Here is a 16,309-nt window from a genome sequence, read left to right on the forward strand (position 1 = left end):
TACGCCCTCGCACGCCCTCGCACCGGCGGCCGCGTACTCGGCGACCGCGACCGCACCGGAGGACGGCTCGGGCGGATCCGCCCCGGCCCGCCCGCCCCGAACGGCACCGGCCAGGTCGTCCTCCCCCTGTCGAAGGGCTGGAACACCCTGCCGGACTCCACGGTGAGAGGCCGCGCGCGGCCGTGTTTCCCCTCACAGACGCCGGCGTCCAGCCCCTGCTGTGGCGGAGAAACGCCTGTCCAGGCGCCCGCGGCGCCCCCGCCGCGCTGTCACTCGTGCCGCCACGGCCGTTAAGCTGTGACGGCAGGAATGACAGGATGTCGCCGCCGCGTTGACCACCGCGGGGACCGGAGGCCTTCTCCCTCGTTCCCTCCCGCCGTCTCCGACGGCGGCGCCGGCGGGGTCCGCCTCTGACGTCCCCGCCTCCTTCCATGCTCTCCTGCTCTGCTGTCAGCCGCCACCGCGGACACCCGTCCCGTCGGCCGCCACGCACACACGGCGCATGGATCTTCCGATACTGACCGGCACGTCCCGGTCGGTGCCTCCATACGAGGAGCACCTTCTTCTTCATGTTCTCCACCCTGCGCTCACGCGTGTCCGAGCGAGGCAGACGCGTCGACCCCTGGGTCCTCGGTATCAGCGGACTGCTCATGGCAGCGTTCGTCGTGTCCGCGCTCATCGCCCCCAAGGCGGTCGGCACCGCGGTGGACGCGGCCTTCACCTGGTCCGCGCGCTGGTTCGGCGCCTACTGGCAGCTCCTCATGCTAGCCACCTTCGTCGTCATCACCGTCCTGGCGTTCTCCCGCTACGGCAGGGTCCGCATGGGCGGCTCCGGCGCCCCCGGGTTCAGCCGGTTCTCCTGGATCGCGATGATCACCACCACCCTGCTGGCCGCGGGAGGGGTGTTCTGGGCGGCGGCCGAGCCCATCGCCCACTACGCCTCCCCACCGCCGCAGTACGCCGACCAGGTCGGCGGCGGGGCCGAGGGCGCGGCGATCGCGATGGCGCAGAGCTTCGTCCACTGGGGCTTCATCGGCTGGGCGGTCGGCGGTTCGCTGGCCACCCTGGTCATGATGCGCGGGGTGGAGAAGGGCATGCCGCTGCGTCCGCGCACCCTGCTGTGGCCGGTCATGGGCGAGCGCGTGCGCACGCACTGGATCGGCACGGTCGTCGACGTCAGCTGCGTGCTCGCCGTGGTCGCCGGGACCGTGGGGCCCATCGGCTTCCTCGGTCTCCAGATCTCCTACATCTCCAGTGAGCTGTTCGGGCTGCCGGACACCTACACCACCCAGTTCCTGATCATCGTGGGCCTGACCGTCGTGGCCACCCTGTCGGTGCTGAGCGGCGTCCAGCGGGGCATCCAGACGCTGAGCCGGGCCAACGTCTGGGTGGCGCTGGTCCTCATCCTGGCCATCGTCGGCATGGCGTCGCTGCCCTTCGTGGCGGACCTGTACGTGCGGTCCGCCGTCGTGCAGGTGCAGGAGTTCCTGCCCATGGCCCTGTACCGGGGCGACGAGCAGTGGCTCGGTTACTGGACCCTGTTCTTCTTCGGCTGGTTCCTCGGCTTCGGCCCCATGATGGCGATCTTCTTCGCCCGCATCTCCAAGGGCCGCACCGTACGCGACATCTACGTCGGGGCGACGGTGATGCCCACGGTGGTGACCACGATCTGGTTCACCGCGCTGGGCGGTACCGGCATCTGGCTCGAACAGCGCGACCCCGGGACGATCACGGGGCCCTACGCCGAGGACGGCCTTCCCGCCGCGGCGCTGTCCATCCTGGAGGCGCTGCCGATGACCGCGGTGCTCGGCGTGCTCATGGTGATCGTCGCTCTGATCTTCCTCGCGTCCACGCTCGACTCGATGTCCTACGCCATCGCGGCCTCCAGCATGAACGAGGGCGAGCCCTCCGGACTCGTCCGCGCGTTCTGGTGCGTGGGTATGGGCCTGGCCGCCGTCGCGCTGCTCCTGGTGGGGGACGGCGGGATCCAGGCGCTACAGTCCTTCATCGTGGTGACCGCGGTCCCCGTGGGGCTGATCATGCTGCCGACGCTGTGGACCACGCCCCGGCTGCTGCGCACCATGGCCGTCGAGCAGGGCATCGTCGCCGCGCCCCGCTCCTCCGGCGAGCGCGCCGAGGACGGGGTCCCGGCGCAGCAGGCCGTGGAGCCGGTCGGCTAGGCGGTGCCTTCGGGGGCTTCACCCCCCGACCCCCGCCAGTGCGTCCCACGGTGTCCGCCCGGTCGGGCGGACACCGGGACATACGAGGGGACCCGAGCCGCGCTCGGGTCCCCTCGTGTGTCCCGGTCTCGTGCTCCCCGGCCGGGTCAGGCGCCGGTGGCGGCCTCCCTGGCGGCCAGCATCGAGGCGTGGGTGGGCGCGTCGGGCACGTGCGCGGGCCGCTTGGCGGCGAACTCCTTGCGCAGCACCGGCACGACCTCCTCGCCGAGCAGGTCCAACTGCTCCAGGACGGTCTTGAGCGGCAGGCCCGCGTGGTCCATGAGGAAGAGCTGGCGCTGGTAGTCGCCGAACATCTCACGGAAGGTCAGCGTGCGGTCGATGACCTCCTGCGGGCTGCCGACGGTCAGCGGCGTCTCGCGGGTGAACTCCTCCAGGGAGGGGCCGCCGCCGTAGACCGGCGCGTTGTCGAAGTAGGGCCGGAACTCCCTGACCGCGTCCTGGGAGTTCTTGCGCATGAACACCTGCCCGCCCAGGCCGACGATGGCCTGGTCGGCCTTGCCGTGGCCGTAGTGCTCGAAGCGGCGGCGGTACAGGGAGATGAGCTTCCTGGTGTGGGTGGCGGGCCAGAAGATGTTGTTGTGGAAGAAGCCGTCACCGTAGTAGGCGGCCTGCTCGGCGATCTCCGGGCTGCGGATGGAGCCGTGCCAGACGAAGGGCGGCACGTCGTCCAGGGGGCGCGGGGTGGAGGTGAAGCCCTGCAGCGGCGTGCGGAACTTGCCCTCCCAGTTCACCACGTCCTCGCGCCAGAGCCGGTGCACCAGGTTGTAGTTCTCCAGGGCCAGCGGGATGCCCTGGCGGATGTCCTGCCCGAACCAGGGGTAGACGGGGCCGGTGTTGCCGCGGCCCATCATCAGGTCCACCCGGCCGTCGGCCAGGTGCTGGAGCATGGCGAAGTCCTCGGCGATCTTGACCGGGTCGTTGGTGGTGATCAGGGTCGTGGCCGTGGACAGGATGAGCTTCTCGGTCCGCGCCGCGATGTAGCCGAGCATGGTGGTCGGCGAGGACGCCACGAACGGCGGGTTGTGGTGTTCGCCGCTGGCGAAGACGTCCAGCCCGACCTCCTCGGCCTTGAGCGCGATGGCGACCATCGCCTTGATCCGCTCGGCCTCGGTCGGTGTACGTCCGGTGGTGGGGTCGGTGGTCACGTCACTCACCGAGAAGATTCCGAACTGCATGGCCGCTCCCCTAGGTATCTTCCAAAGAAGTAGTTTCCGATTAAACTATCACGGCGAACGCCTGGTCCCCATCCCCTATTCCTTCCCACCGTGCGCCGATCGGAGGGTCAGCGTTCATCCACAGGCACGCTCCGTATCTGTCAAATGTCACCCTCCCCTGGTATCCCTGGGAAAGATGGCACCGGAACGGTCACCGGGTGTCACGGAGACCGGCACGGCTGAGTACGTGAGCACACGCGAAGGAGGAGGGCGCGCGCCCCGACCCACGCGCCCGCAGTTCCATGGCCACCACTCTCGACCCCCGACGGCACCTTCCCCGCCAGGACCGCGACCGGACCGACCGCGAGCCCGTGGTGCTCGCCGACGCCCTCGGCGACGTCATGACAGCCCTCACCGAGGTCGACCCGGACCTGCTGGTCGTCCACGGGCCCGAGGACTGATCCACCGCCGCCTCCCGGCGGGCGCCCACGGTTTCGCAGGCGTGCGCCCGCCGACCACCACACCCGCCACGTCCCGGCCGGGAGCCCTCATCCGGGGACGATCCCCTCGGGGTGCTCGGGCAGGAAGGAGCGCACCAGCTCGATCGGGCCGCGGATGCGGGCGTTGAACCCGGCCAGCTCCTCCGCGGGCACCCACAGCTCCAGGATCGTGCGCCCGCCGACCTGCCGAACGGGATACCGGGACGCGAAGCCGGCGTCCACGCGAAACCGCGTGACGTGCCCCTCCCCGTCGCGTGGCAGGTTCCACTCCCGCGCGATCCGCGCCGCGTAGTCCTCGTTGAGGACGGGATAGAAGACGGGCTGCCCGGGCAGGCGCGGCGGCCACTCCCTCCAGCCCGAATCCCTTACCAGGGCGAGTTCCGCCGGCCCGGTGGGCCGCCAAAGGGTGAACAGCTCCGACATGACTACCGTTTCCTCGGACGCAACGTGGGCAGGAGCTTAGTCAGAGCTTGCGCAGTCCGCACCCGCTTTTTACCGGACGATCCGAAAATCGGTCCGTACAGCGGGAACACCACACTCATACGAGGCGTTCTCTCAGGTGAAGCGCCCCAGACCAGACCCCGACCCCGATCGAAGGCCTGAGAGGCGCTCACCACAATCCATGCGCGGATGCACGCGCTCGTGTCGGTAATGGGGGTTTCCGACGCGTATTCAGACGCTGCATCCGCCTTCCCAGCGGCCAGACCGCACTCAGTGCACACTGGCCGCGCCCGCTGTGGCCCGCGTTGGGGGACGTGGGCCACAGCCATGTCCGGGGGTGTGCGGTCCGACCGCACACCCCCGGACCCTTCTCCTCCGAACGCCTCCCCGGCGCCGGGGCCCGGACCCCGGCCGCTCAGCCGCGGCGGTCCAGGACGAAGTCGTACTCGGCGCGCAGGTGGGGGCGGTCGCACACGCGCCCGTCCGGCGCCCGGCCCGCCGGGTGCTCGGTGAAGGACACGACCAGGGCGTCCTTGGTCCCGAAGACCACGTCCGTCGCGAGGAAGTCCGCACCCTCGCGGAACAGGTGGGTGATGAGGCGGGCGTAGCCGGGCTCGTCGATCAGGAAGTGGATGTGCGCGGGACGGTACGGGCTGATGCCGGTACGCCCGACCAGGTCGCCGACCGGGCCGTCCACGGGGATGGTGTAGCCGAGCGGCGCGATGGTGCGCAGGCAGTAGGTGCCGTCCTCGCGTGTGCGGTACTTGGCGCGCAGCCGCGCCTCGTCCACCTCCAGTTGGGACTCGTAGGCGCCCTCGGCGTCGGCCTGCCACACGTCCAGGAGCGCCCCGGCCACGGGGACGCCGTCGGTGTCGGTGACGCGTCCGGTGACGTACAGGGGCGTGCCCTCGATCCCCTCGGACATGTCGTGGCCGAACGCGGCCTCCGGTGAGCCGTCGATGTGGAAGGGGCCCAGCACGGTCGCCGGGGTGGCGTCCTTCGAGAAGCGGTTGTTGAGCTGCACCACCAGCGTGCTCAGCCCGAGCACGTCCGAGGCCAGGATGAACTCCTGGCGCTTGTCGTCGCAGGCCTGCCCGGTGGCGGTCAGCCACCCGATCGCGGCCGCCCACTCGTCCTCGGTCAGCTCGACCTCGCGGGCGAAGGCGTGCAGGTGGCGCACCAGCGCGGTCAGCAGCCGGGCGGTGCGGGGGTCGTGGGCACTCCCCCAGCGCTCCACGGCCAGGTCGGTCAGGTTCTCCTCGGTCACGAACGCCATGGGGACGGTCCTCCCGCGGTTCAGGGGCTCAGTGGGTCGGGTGTGTAGGGCGTGGGTCCGACGGACCGGTTGTTGAGGTCCACCGACAGGAAGACGTCGTTGGCGACGGGCTCGCGCAGCTCCTCGGCGAGCTGGCCGACCAGCCCCGCGGTACGGGCCAGGAGGGCGAAGCCGCGCAGGAGTTCGATGGGCAGCCCCAGGTCGGCCAGGGCCGCGCCGCACACCCCGGCGCCGTTGAGCGGCAGCTCCTTGCCGAGGACCTCGGGGTGCACGCGTCCGACCGCCTCGAAGAGGGACAGGTGCGGGCCGAAGAGGTCCTCCTCTCGGGCGATGCGCATGAGCGCGGGGGTCCGCGGATCGCCCTGCTTGTGCACGTGGTGGCCGAGGCCGGGCACGAAGCGGCCCGCCTCGCGCTCGGCCCGCACCGTGCGCAGCGCCACCTCGTCCCAGGAGGCGTCGTCGGCGGGCAGGTCGCCGCCCAGGGAGCGCAGCACCCCGTGCAGGAAGCGGCCGGTGTCCTCGGTGACGCCGAGGAAGCGCGATCCCCCGCCGAGCAGGCCCGCGGCCAGCGCGCCCTGGATCGAGTCCGGCGCGGACAGGTAGGTCAGGCGCGTGACGATGGCGGTGGGGGTGAACCCGTGGTCGGCCAGCGCGGCGAGCACCGCCTCGAAGACGCGGGTCTCACCGCGGCTCGGGCGGCGCTGGGCGGCCAGCCAGAAGGCGAGCTCTCCGAACCCCACCTCGCCCATGACGTCCTCGGCCAGGTCCTGGCCCAGCAGGGTGATGGCGGTGGGGCTGGAGGCGCCCAGGGCGGTGGGGTAACCGGTGTGCCCGGGCGGTTCCGGCTCCGCGCCGGAGTCCCCGGGCCGTTCGCGGTGCTCGCTCATGTTCCGTCCTCTCGCTGTTCGGGCTCGGCCAGCCACGCGCGCAGGTCCGCGCCGTGCTCGTCCAGGTCGGGCGGGGGAAGCCGGTAGGAGGCGGGGGTGGCGGAGAAGCGGATCGGGTTGCGCGTGGTGGGGACCGCGCGCTCTCCCCGTCCGACCTCCACCACCGGGTCCAGGTCGAAGCGCTCGGCCATGGCGAATCCGCCGTCGATGCCCTGGATGGGCCCGCAGGGCACCCCGGCGGCCACGAGCAGGTCGAACCACTCCAGCGCGCCGCGCGCGGCGAGCCGTTCGACCAGGACCGGGCGCAGTTCGGCGCGGTGGGCGGTGCGGGCGGCGTTGGTGGCGAAGCGCTCGTCGTCCGCGGCCCCGGCGATGCCCAGCACCTCGCACAGGGACCGGAACTGGCGGTCGTTGGCCGCGGTGACGATGAGGTCGTCGTCGGCGGTGGGCAGGGGCTCGTAGGGGAACACGCTGGGGTGGGCGTTGCCCATGCGCGTCGGCACGGTCCCGCCCGCCACGTAGGCGGAGCTGTGGTTGACCAGCCCGGTCAGCGCCGAGGAGAGCAGGTTGACCTCGACCCGCTGGCCCTCGCCCGTGGCGTCGCGGTGGCGCAGCGCGGCGAGGATGCCGATGGCGGCGTGGTTGCCCGCCATGACGTCGAACACCGAGATGCCCGCGCGGTAGGGCTGCCCGTCCGGGTCCCCGGTCAGGCTCATCAGGCCGGAGACCGCCTGCACCATGAGGTCGTAGCCGGGGACGTCGCGGCCCGCGCCGGTGCCGAAGCCGGTGATGGAGCAGTAGACCACGCCGCCGTTGGCGGCCTGGACGCTGTCGTGGTCGAGTCCGAAGCGCGCCAGGCCGCCGGGGCGGAAGTTCTCGATCACCACGTCGGCGCGGCGGGCGAGCTCGCGTGCGGCCGCCGCGTCCTCCTCCTCGCGCATGTCCAGCACCACGGAGCGCTTGTTGCGGTTCACGCCCAGGTAGTAGGTGGACACGTCGCCGCGCACGGGCGGTTTCCACGAGCGCGTGTCGTCTCCCGCGGGCCCCTCGACCTTGACCACCTCGGCGCCCAGGTCGGCCAGCAGCATGGTGGCGTAGGGCCCGGCCAGGATCCGGGAGAAGTCCGCCACCAGCAGCCCGGCCAGCGGCCCGGCCGGGGCGCCGGTGTTCCCTCCCGTGGCCCCGGCCCGTGCGCGTGGGTCTTCCCCCGCCATACTCATCCCTTCGACGTCCGTAGAACGGACATGAGTCCGTTGGCAGGAGTCTGCACTCGGCCCCGGCCCGCGTCAACCCCCGAGATCGCCCCCGCGACCACCCCGGCACCGGCGGACAGGCCTTTGCCGATGAAGCCCGGCGGCCGGGGCTTCGCGACCAGGATCTTCCGCTCCCTCCCTTGACAGAAACGGCGACCTCACCAAGGGTGGAGCCCACCATCGCGACCACTTAGCGGACTACCGTCCGAAAAAGGGGTGGATGGTACGGAGAACCGGTCAGCGAGGCGCTCACGGCGAGGAGTCCCCCATGCACGAACCCAGCGATTTCCCCCCGGGCCGACCGGTGGTACTGCGCGGCGGCACCGTGCTGCCCATGGACGACGCGCGTACCGTCCTGAGCGACACCGACGTCCTGGTCGTCGACGACCGCGTGGCCGCCGTGGGCCGCGACCTCGCGGTCCCCGAGGGCACCGCCGAGATCGACGCGGCCGGCGGCGTGGTCATGCCCGGCATGATCGACACCCACCGGCACATGTGGCAGACCGCCATGCGCGGCTACGGGGCGGACTGGACCCTGACCCAGTACTTCGTCTGGTACTACCTGGAACACGGCAGGCACTTCCGCCCCGCCGACGTGCACGCGGGCAACACGCTCGCCGCCGTCGAGGCGCTGGAGGCCGGGGTCACCACCGTCGTGGACTGGTCGCACGGCCTACAGACCCCCGAGCACGCCGACGCGGCCGCGGAAGCGCTGCGCTCGGTACCCGGGCGCCACGTCCTGGCCTACGGCAACATCCAGCAGGCACCCGCCGAATGGGCCACCGCGCCGGAGTTCCGCTCCTTCGTCGAACGCCACCGGGGAGGGGACCTGCTCGACGTGCAGATCGCCTTCGACGTCACCGGCGACCCGGAGTTCCCCGAGAGGCCCGCCTTCGAGGCCGCCCGCGACCTGGGGCTGGCCGTCACCACCCACGCCGGGGTGTGGGGCGCCACCGGCGACGACGGCGTCCGGCTCATGTACGAGCACGGGTTCATGGGCCCGGAGACGGTGTACGTGCACGCCGCCTCCCTGTCACGGGACTCCTACCAGCGCATCGCCGCCACCGGCGGTTCGGTGTCGGTCTCCACCGAGAGCGAGCAGAGCGCCGGACAGGGCTACCCGCCCACCTGGGAGCTCCGCGCGCACGGCATCCCGGTGTCACTGTCGATGGACAGCAGCGTGTGGTGGAGCGGCGACCTGTTCAGCGCCATGCGCACCACGCTGGGCGCCGACCGCTGCCGCGAGCACATGGAGGCCCAGCGGAGCGGGGACACCGTCACCCACTCCGCCCTGCGCGCCGACCAGGTGGTGGGGTGGGCCACCCGGGGCGGGGCCGCCGCGCTGAACCGCGACGACCTGGGCCGGGTCGCTCCCGGCTGCAAGGCCGACCTGGTGCTGATCCGCAACGACGCCTCGCCCGTGTCCTTCCCCCTGCTCAACCCCTACGGCCACGTGGCCTTCCAGGCCCAGCGCGGCGACGTGCACACCGTCCTGGTCGACGGCCGGGTGGTCAAACACGAGCACCGGCTGGTCGGCGTGGACCTGGCGTCCGTGCGCCGGAGCGTGGAGGGCACCGTCGAGCACCTGCGCACGGCCGTCGGCGAGCAGGAGTGGGCCGCGGGCATGAACCCCGACGTCCCCGAGTCGAAGGTCCTCGACAACCCCTACACCTACACCGACTACCGCGACGCGGGCACCCACGGCCGGTGAACACCGGTGCCGGACCGTCCGCTGTCCGGACACACGCCGGATATGCTGACGCTTCCACGACACCGACGGGAGTGACCATGCCGCGCGAGGGCGCCGGACCCGACTTCATCGAGGCGCTGGCCCGGGGGTTGGACGTGATCCGGACCTTCCAACCGCACCAGCCGACGATGACCCTGGCCGAGGTGGCCAAGGCCACCGGGCTGGCACGGCCCACCGCGCGGCGGATCCTGATCACCCTCCAGGAGCTGGGCTACGTGCGCTCGGGCCGGGCGGGCTACTCCCTGACCCCGCGCGTGCTGGAGCTGGGCGTGGCCTACGTGCGCTCGACCGGCCTCTGGGAGATGGCCCGCCCCCACCTGGAGGAGCTGTCCGAGCGCACCGGCGAGTCGTGCTCCATCGCCCAGCTCGACGGGTCGGACATCGTCTACGTCGCCCGTGTCGCGGTGCCCAAGATCGTGACGCTGGACGTGCAGATCGGTACCCGCTTCCCCGCGCTGCAGACGTCGCTGGGCAAGGTCCTGCTGGCCGCCCTGGAGGGCGAGGACGTCGACCGCGTGCTGGCCGAACCCACCCGGTCCGGACTCGTACCGCTGTGGCGGCCCGACCGCGAGGAGCGCGACGCCGTCCTGCGCGAGGTGCGCGCCCGGGGGTGGGCGCTGACCGACGAGCACCTGGCCCGGGGCATCCGCTCGGTCGCGGCACCGCTGCGGGACGGACGGGGCCGGGTGTTCGCCGCGGTCAACGTCAACACCCACGCCGCCGAGACACCGCTGGAGCACCTCGACCGCCACCACCTGCCCCTGCTGCTGCACGCGGCGGGCGAGATCAGCGCCGACGTCGCACGCCTGGAGTCCGTGCCGCAGATGACCCGCACCCCCTAGAGCCGGGAGGACGCGATGCCCGAGAGCGAGGCGGGCGCCCGGTCCGCACGGCACCCGACGATGGCCGACGTGGCCGCGCGCGTGGGTGTCTCCCGCCAGCTCGTCTCACTGGTGCTGGGCGAGCGCCCCGGCCCGAGCGCGCGGACCCGCGAACGGGTCCTGCGGGCAGCCGAGGAACTCGGCTACCAGGCGGACACGGCCGCGCGGCTGCTGCGCCGGGCGCGCAGCAGGCAGGTCGGCGTGCTCTTCGGCATGGGGTACCCCATGGACGCCCACCTGGTCGAGGCGCTCTATCCGGCCACCGCCGAACTGGGGTACGGCGTGGTGCTGAGCGCGATGGCCAGCACCCGCAGCGAACGCGAGGCGATCGGCGAACTGATGGGGCTGCGCTGCGAGGCGCTGCTCCTGATCGGCCTGTCCGCCGAGGCGCCCGCGGACCTGGCCCGGGTGGCCGAGCGGGTCCCCGTGGTGGAGATCGGCCAGCGCACCGGCGCGGAGGGCACCGACAGCGTGCGCACCGCCGACGCCGTCGGCGTCCGCCAGGCCGTCGAGCACCTGGTCGGGCTGGGGCACCGCGCGATCGTCCACGTCGACGGAGGCGGTCTGCCGGGCGCCGACGAACGCGTGCGGGGCTACGCCGAGACCATGCGCGGGCACGGTCTGGGCGACCGTGTCGAGGTCCTGTCCGGCGACTACTCCGAGGAGGCGGGCGCACGGGCGGCCCGACGCCTCCTGGCCCGGGACTCCCTGCCCACCGCCGTGGTCGCGGCCAACGACCTGTGCGCGTTCGGGCTCGTGGCGACCCTGGTCCGCGCCGGGGTGAGCGTGCCCGGGGACGTGTCGGTGGTGGGGTACGACGACAGCCGGACCGCACAGCTGTCCTTCCTGCGGCTGACGTCGGTGCGCCAGGACGCCGAGCACATGGCGCGGCTGGCGGTACGCTCGGCGGCCGAGCGGCTCGACGGGGGCCGCACCCGCAGCCGCCACCTGCTGCTGGAGCCCTCCCTCACCGTGCGGGACAGCACCGCTCCCCCGCGCTGAGGGGCCCGGACGCGGCCCGGCGCCCTCGGCCCCTTGGTACCAAGGCCGTCTCCCCCCACGGAGGTCCCGGTTCGCCCTGTCGGACGCGTTCCTCCTCCGGCCGCTCCCCCGCGCTGAGGGGCAGGCACCACCGGCACCGGGAGACAGTTGACTTCCTCCTCTTCCTGAAGGAAGAGGATTCCGACCAGGCCTGGCGGCCCGGTGGCGCTACGCGCCTCACAGCGCGCACTGGTTCCTGCTTCACCGTCATGGCACCCCAGAGGTCTCCGCAGGCTGGCACGGTTCACCCCGAAGGGCTAGTCCATCCGCGCGCACGAGTGTTTCGGGCCGCGTTCACGTCCGCATGCGCCCTGTACCCGCACGCGCCGCACCGGAACACCGATGGGCTCTCTCGGTTCTCCGACGCGACATGCCCGCACGGATGACAGGTCTGGGACGTGTACGCGGGGTTGACCTCCACGATTCTGGTTGCGCTTCGGCGGGCGGCGTTTTGGCAGGCGAGCTTGAAGCCGTGCCACCCCCGGGCCAGGATCGCCCGGTTCAACCCCGCCTTCTGCCGCACATGAGTGCCCGGGGCGTCGACGGTGCCCTTCGCCGAGCGCGACCAGCGGAACCGCACCCATCCCAGCTTGGGCAGCTTCAGGCGCCCCCACTTGCGGCCCAGGCGTTGCACGATGACGCGTGCTCCGGCGGGGAAGCGGAAGGAGGGCTTCCACCGGCCCTTGGCACGCCAGCGCACATTGAACGTGCCATGGTCCCGGCACGCCCGGTCCAGGTCCCTGAGGGTCTGTTGCAGGATGTGCGAGGGGGCGGCCTTCAACCACTCCTCCTCGGTCTTGGCCTCGGCGAGCTGGCGGGCCTGGAGGTGGTAACCGCAGAACGGCAGGTCCTGGCCGCGCTGCCACCGGCGCACGGCCTCACGGCGCTGGTGAAGGCCGGTGTTCCACACCGCCCGACAGATATCGCCGTAGACCTGGCACAACCCGGCCTGCTCGCCGGTGGGCGCGAGCCGGTACCGAAACCCCGTCAACACGGTGTCACCACCTCCTTCCAGCGGGCACCGAACCTAGCGGTGGCCTACGACATTCCGATGGGAGCGGCTATCCCCGACCCGAAGAACGAGGTCTGCGCCGCAAAGGAGGCAGATCACACGCAGAGACGGTTGGCTTCGCCCCGGGTAGGCCCGACACTGGAGTTAGCACGTGCTAAATCACCCTCCGCTGTCGTCCGGCATCCCGTGATCCGGACCTCCCGGGCCGCCGACCCGCTCACGGCGCCCGGCACACGCGCCCCCGGCCCACCTTCGAAGGGGACCCGCCCATGCCTTTGGCCCTGCTCGCCCTCGCCGTCGGCGCGTTCGCCATCGGCACCACCGAATTCGTCATCATGGGGCTGCTGCCCGAGGTCGCCACCGACCTCGGCGTCCCGGTTCCGACCGCCGGATACCTCATCTCCGCCTACGCCCTGGGCGTCGTGGTCGGCGCTCCCCTGCTCACCGCGCTGAGCACGCGGCTGCCACGCAAGACGGTCCTGCTCGTCTTCATGGGGCTCTTCCTCGCGGGCAACCTCGCCACCGTCCTGGCCCCGTCCTTCGGGTCCGTGTTCGCCTCACGGGTCCTGGCCGGGCTGCCCCACGGCGCCTACCTGGGGGTGGGGTCGCTGGTCGCGGCGCACATCGCCGGTCCGGGGCGTCGGGCGACGGGGGTCTCGCGGATGTTCCTGGGCCTGACCGTGGCCAACATCGTCGGTGTGCCCGCGGGCACGTTCCTGGGGCAGGCGATGGGCTGGCGCGCGGCGTTCCTGGTCGTGGTCGGCATCGCCCTGCTCGCGATGGCCGGTATCGCGGCCTTCGTGCCGCGCCAGCCCTCGCCGCCCGGGACGGGCCTGCGCCACGAGGTCCGCGAGCTGGGCCGCTCCCAGGTCGTCCTCGGCCTGGTCACGGCGGTCTTCGGGTTCGCCGGGGTCTTCGCCGTCTACAGCTACGTCTCGCCGATGATGACCGAGCTGGCGGGCATGTCCGCCTCCGGCGTTCCCGTCGTCCTGGCCCTGTTCGGGACCGGCATGACGCTCGGCTCACTGGTGATCGGCCCTCTGGCCGACCGCGCGCTGCGTCCCACGATCTACGGGGCGCTCGCCTCCCTGGCCGTGGTCCTGGTGGTGTTCACGGTGACCGTGCACAACCCCTGGACGGCCGCGGTGACGGTGCTGGTCCTGGGCGCGGTGGGGTTCGGTGTGGCCACCCCGCTCCAGGTCCTGGTGATGAACAAGGCCGCCCAGGCGCCGACCATGGCCGCGACCTCCAACCACTCGGCGTTCAACCTGGCCAACGCCGCCGGGGCGTGGCTGGGCGGTGTCGGGATCGGCGCCGGCCTGGGGTACTCCTCCCCGGCCGCCATCGGCGCGGTGCTGGCCGTGGTGGGCCTGGGCATCGCGGTGGTGGCGGGCCTGCTGGACCGTCCGGGACGGGAGCGGGGCCCGAGCGCGCGGGCGTCCGAGGCCGAGGCCCCGGAGTACAGCACCCTGTCGTGAACCGTTCCGATGCGCGCCCGTCGGGGAGAGGCTCCTCCCCGACGGGCGCGAACGCCCGGCGAGGGGCGTCCCGGCGGCGGTGCCGGCCGGGCGCCCTCGCGGTCGCGCGGCTACCCCGCCTGGACGAATCGGATGAGTGTGGAGGGCCCGAACTCGAACTCCTCCCATCCCAGGTCCGTCTCACCGAGGGAGGACGCGGGCGTGCAGTGGACCAGGGACCAGGGGGAACTCGCTCCCGACAGCCCCGGAACGAAGTCCCTCACCCCCGTGCACGCGATCTCGCGGTCCACGAGGTAGGTGACCGCGCCGGTTCCGGCGTATCCGATGGGGGTCTCCACCCGCTCGTTCTCGGTTCCCACCAGCTCCGCCACCTCCATGGCGCGGTCACAGGTCATCTCCCAGGCGTCCGCGCGCACCTGCCAGACGCGTTCGTAGAGCTCCACCTCGCCGCAGGCGGGCGCGTGGAGGACCTCCAGACGCTCGCCTCCGAGCTCGGGCCCCTGTTGGGGGTCGACCACCTCCACGGAGCCGCCCGCCCCGGTGAAGTCGGCCTCGACCCGCCAGAGCTCGCCGGTGTACTCCATGCGCACCGGTGCGCCCTCGGCGTCGACCTCGACCAGGCCCCGCGCGGCCTCCTCGACCACCTCGCCGTCCACCACCAGCCGCGCGGTGAGCGAGCCGGTGTAGACCCGGCCGTCCGTTCCGTCCCCGGCGTCCTCCTCCAGGTCCCCGGACCCGGCCATCTCACGCAGGGGCCCGGTGACCAGGTGGGGGCCGAGGTCATCGGCGGTGGCCTCCCACGCGGGGGTGACCGGCTGGGAGGCCTCGCTCTCCTCCAGCGCGGACCCGTACACGTACAGCCGCCCGTCCCTGCCGGCCGCCGCGACGGAGCCCTGTCCCATCACCTCTCCACGCGCGAGGAAGGTGTCCTGGTCGGCCGCGTAGCGGTACTCGACGGCGGCCCGGCTCTCCTCCAGCACCGCCTCGACGAGCCGCCCCGTCCGCGCGGCGACCTCCTCGGCGTGTGCGTCGGTGAAGCGGCGCTCGACCTCGACCACGAACCCGCCGCCCTCCTCCAGGGTGGTCGCGGCGGCGGTGACCGCCTCGGCCGGAGCGGTGCCGACCTGGTCGTAGACGACGTATCCGCCGGTGACCGCTCCCGCGGTGACCAGCACGCCCGCACCGGCGATCGCCGCCTTGGAGCCCACGATCGCGCTGAGGGTGCCGCCCGTGGCGCCGGCCGTGGTGGTGCCGGTCCCGGTGGCCAGGCCCGCCGCGCCGCCCGAACCCGCGGCCGTTCCCCCGACCGAGCCCGCTGCCGTGCCCGCCCCCGCGCCCACCCCCGTGCCCGTTCCGGTTCCCGCGCCGCCGAGCACGCCTCCGGCGATTCCGGCCGCGGAGACCATGCCCGCGGCCGCCGCCCACCGGACGGGATCGTGTCCGGCGGCGTCGACACCGCGCCAGTAGTCGCGCAGCAGGGCGCGCAGGACCTCGGCGGCCGGGACCGCGCGGCCGCGGCCGTCCGCGCCGGCCCCGGCCGGCGGGGGCAGCAGGGCGCGCATGAGGTCCACCGCGCTCGGCCGTCGGCCGGGGTCGGTGGACAGGGCGCCCTCCACCAGGGTGCGCAGGTCCTCCGGGACGCCCTCCACGTCGTGGTCTCCGGCACTGACCCGTCGGCGCAGCTCCTCGGGGGTGCCGTGGCCGAAGGGGTCGCGGCCGGTGGCCGCGAGCGCCACCAGGGCGCCCCAGGCGAACACGTCGGCGGCCGGCGCGGCGCTCGCCCCGGCGTAGCGTTCGGGCGCCACCCAGCCGGGGGTGCCGTAGGAGGCGCCCCGGTCGGTGGCACGCCGGGCGCCGATGGTGGTGGCGATACCGAAGTCGACGATCTTGGGGCCGTCCGGGGAGAGGATGACGTTGCCCGGTTTGACGTCGCGGTGCGCGATCCCGGCCGCGTGCAGCGCGGCCAGGCCCTCGGCGGTGCCCGCCGCGAACGCGCGCAGCATCTCCCCCTCCAGGGGGCCGAACTCGCGCACGTGGGAGCGCAGGTCCCGGCCGGGGACGTAGTCGAAGGCCAGCCAGGGCACGCGGGCGGTGACGTCGGCGGCGTGCAGGTGCGCGGTGCTCACTCCCCGGGCGCGGGAGAGCATGTCCACCTCGCGGGCGAACGCCTCACGGTAGGCACGCTTGCGCGCGAACCTGGCGTGCACGGTCTTGACGGCCACGCACCGCCCGCCCCCGTCGAGCCCGCCGTAGACGGCGCCCATGCCGCCCGCGCCGATCCTGCCCACGAGCCGGTAGGGGCCCAGCCGCTCCGGGTCGCCCTTCTCCAGGGGTTCGAGTCCCGCTGGCAGTGGGTGTGCTGGAGGAGGGCCGGGGGATGGAGTGATGCTCATGGG

The 16,309-nt window shown here is 72.8% G+C and carries 13 protein-coding genes; 6 read left to right on the plus strand and 7 right to left on the minus strand.

What is annotated here, in order from left to right:
• The first annotated feature begins 569 nt into the window (after positions 1 to 569).
• Positions 570 to 2,180, plus strand: a complete 1,611-nt coding sequence (locus NOSIN_RS10225) for a BCCT family transporter (protein ID WP_077690505.1) — start codon at positions 570 to 572, stop codon at positions 2,178 to 2,180.
• Between the two features lie 146 nt (positions 2,181 to 2,326).
• Here NOSIN_RS10225 and NOSIN_RS10230 read toward each other — a convergent pair whose 3' ends face one another.
• Complete coding sequence (locus NOSIN_RS10230) at positions 2,327 to 3,415, minus strand: LLM class flavin-dependent oxidoreductase (RefSeq protein ID WP_077690506.1); 1,089 nt, start codon at positions 3,413 to 3,415, stop codon at positions 2,327 to 2,329.
• A gap of 281 nt (positions 3,416 to 3,696) precedes the next feature.
• On the opposite strand from NOSIN_RS10230, the gene NOSIN_RS27185 reads away from it, so the two are divergent.
• Complete coding sequence (locus NOSIN_RS27185; RefSeq protein ID WP_170293708.1) at positions 3,697 to 3,855, plus strand: hypothetical protein; 159 nt, start codon at positions 3,697 to 3,699, stop codon at positions 3,853 to 3,855.
• An 87-nt stretch (positions 3,856 to 3,942) separates the two neighbouring features.
• Here NOSIN_RS27185 and NOSIN_RS10235 read toward each other — a convergent pair whose 3' ends face one another.
• From NOSIN_RS10235 to NOSIN_RS10250, 4 genes are all read right to left on the minus strand, one after another.
• The gene (locus tag NOSIN_RS10235) at positions 3,943 to 4,317 is read right to left on the minus strand and encodes an ADP-ribosylation/crystallin J1 (protein WP_077690507.1); all 375 of its coding nucleotides are present in this window, start codon (positions 4,315 to 4,317) and stop codon (positions 3,943 to 3,945) included.
• A 433-nt stretch (positions 4,318 to 4,750) separates the two neighbouring features.
• On the minus strand, positions 4,751 to 5,611 hold the full coding sequence (locus NOSIN_RS10240) for a dioxygenase family protein (protein ID WP_077690508.1): 861 nt from the start codon (positions 5,609 to 5,611) through the stop codon (positions 4,751 to 4,753).
• A 20-nt stretch (positions 5,612 to 5,631) separates the two neighbouring features.
• A complete protein-coding gene (locus NOSIN_RS10245; RefSeq protein WP_077690509.1) occupies positions 5,632 to 6,498 on the minus strand; it encodes a citryl-CoA lyase in 867 nt (288 codons plus the stop codon).
• Entirely contained in the window at positions 6,495 to 7,712 is a 1,218-nt protein-coding gene (locus tag NOSIN_RS10250; protein ID WP_077690510.1) for a CaiB/BaiF CoA transferase family protein, read from the minus strand. Before NOSIN_RS10250 ends, NOSIN_RS10245 begins: the two co-directional genes overlap by 4 nt.
• 307 nt (positions 7,713 to 8,019) lie before the next feature.
• Between NOSIN_RS10250 and NOSIN_RS10255 the strand changes: the two genes are divergently transcribed.
• From NOSIN_RS10255 to NOSIN_RS10265, 3 genes are all read left to right on the plus strand, one after another.
• Entirely contained in the window at positions 8,020 to 9,462 is a 1,443-nt protein-coding gene (locus tag NOSIN_RS10255; RefSeq protein WP_077690511.1) for an amidohydrolase family protein, read from the plus strand.
• 77 nt (positions 9,463 to 9,539) lie between these two features.
• Complete coding sequence (locus NOSIN_RS10260; RefSeq protein WP_077690512.1) at positions 9,540 to 10,343, plus strand: IclR family transcriptional regulator domain-containing protein; 804 nt, start codon at positions 9,540 to 9,542, stop codon at positions 10,341 to 10,343.
• 60 nt (positions 10,344 to 10,403) lie between these two features.
• Positions 10,404 to 11,384, plus strand: a complete 981-nt coding sequence (locus NOSIN_RS10265; RefSeq protein ID WP_171986655.1) for a LacI family DNA-binding transcriptional regulator — start codon at positions 10,404 to 10,406, stop codon at positions 11,382 to 11,384.
• A gap of 283 nt (positions 11,385 to 11,667) precedes the next feature.
• On the opposite strand, the gene NOSIN_RS10270 is transcribed toward NOSIN_RS10265, so the two are convergent.
• Complete coding sequence (locus tag NOSIN_RS10270; protein WP_077690514.1) at positions 11,668 to 12,417, minus strand: RNA-guided endonuclease InsQ/TnpB family protein; 750 nt, start codon at positions 12,415 to 12,417, stop codon at positions 11,668 to 11,670.
• A 287-nt stretch (positions 12,418 to 12,704) separates the two neighbouring features.
• Here NOSIN_RS10270 and NOSIN_RS10275 point away from each other — a divergent pair, with 287 nt between their 5' ends.
• Positions 12,705 to 13,913, plus strand: coding sequence for an MFS transporter (locus NOSIN_RS10275; protein ID WP_077690515.1), 1,209 nt, complete (start codon positions 12,705 to 12,707; stop codon positions 13,911 to 13,913).
• Between the two features lie 110 nt (positions 13,914 to 14,023).
• Here NOSIN_RS10275 and NOSIN_RS10280 read toward each other — a convergent pair whose 3' ends face one another.
• Positions 14,024 to 16,306 (minus strand): serine/threonine-protein kinase, encoded by a 2,283-nt coding sequence (locus tag NOSIN_RS10280; RefSeq protein ID WP_077690516.1) that lies wholly within the window; start codon positions 16,304 to 16,306, stop codon positions 14,024 to 14,026.
• Between the last annotated feature and the right edge of the window lie 3 nt (positions 16,307 to 16,309).

It is taken from the genome of Nocardiopsis sinuspersici (genome assembly GCF_001998325.1).
In the GTDB taxonomy this organism is placed as follows: Bacteria; Actinomycetota; Actinomycetes; order Streptosporangiales; family Streptosporangiaceae; genus Nocardiopsis; species Nocardiopsis sinuspersici.

Coding starts and splice junctions, on each gene's coding strand:
- NOSIN_RS10225 (WP_077690505.1), top strand. CDS start 570: ATGTTCTCCACCCTGCGCTCACGCGTGTCCGAGCGAGGCAGACGCGTC.
- NOSIN_RS10230 (WP_077690506.1), bottom strand. CDS start 3,415: ATGCAGTTCGGAATCTTCTCGGTGAGTGACGTGACCACCGACCCCACC.
- NOSIN_RS27185 (WP_170293708.1), top strand. CDS start 3,697: ATGGCCACCACTCTCGACCCCCGACGGCACCTTCCCCGCCAGGACCGC.
- NOSIN_RS10235 (WP_077690507.1), bottom strand. CDS start 4,317: ATGTCGGAGCTGTTCACCCTTTGGCGGCCCACCGGGCCGGCGGAACTC.
- NOSIN_RS10240 (WP_077690508.1), bottom strand. CDS start 5,611: ATGGCGTTCGTGACCGAGGAGAACCTGACCGACCTGGCCGTGGAGCGC.
- NOSIN_RS10245 (WP_077690509.1), bottom strand. CDS start 6,498: ATGAGCGAGCACCGCGAACGGCCCGGGGACTCCGGCGCGGAGCCGGAA.
- NOSIN_RS10250 (WP_077690510.1), bottom strand. CDS start 7,712: ATGGCGGGGGAAGACCCACGCGCACGGGCCGGGGCCACGGGAGGGAAC.
- NOSIN_RS10255 (WP_077690511.1), top strand. CDS start 8,020: ATGCACGAACCCAGCGATTTCCCCCCGGGCCGACCGGTGGTACTGCGC.
- NOSIN_RS10260 (WP_077690512.1), top strand. CDS start 9,540: ATGCCGCGCGAGGGCGCCGGACCCGACTTCATCGAGGCGCTGGCCCGG.
- NOSIN_RS10265 (WP_171986655.1), top strand. CDS start 10,404: ATGGCCGACGTGGCCGCGCGCGTGGGTGTCTCCCGCCAGCTCGTCTCA.
- NOSIN_RS10275 (WP_077690515.1), top strand. CDS start 12,705: ATGCCTTTGGCCCTGCTCGCCCTCGCCGTCGGCGCGTTCGCCATCGGC.
- NOSIN_RS10280 (WP_077690516.1), bottom strand. CDS start 16,306: ATGAGCATCACTCCATCCCCCGGCCCTCCTCCAGCACACCCACTGCCA.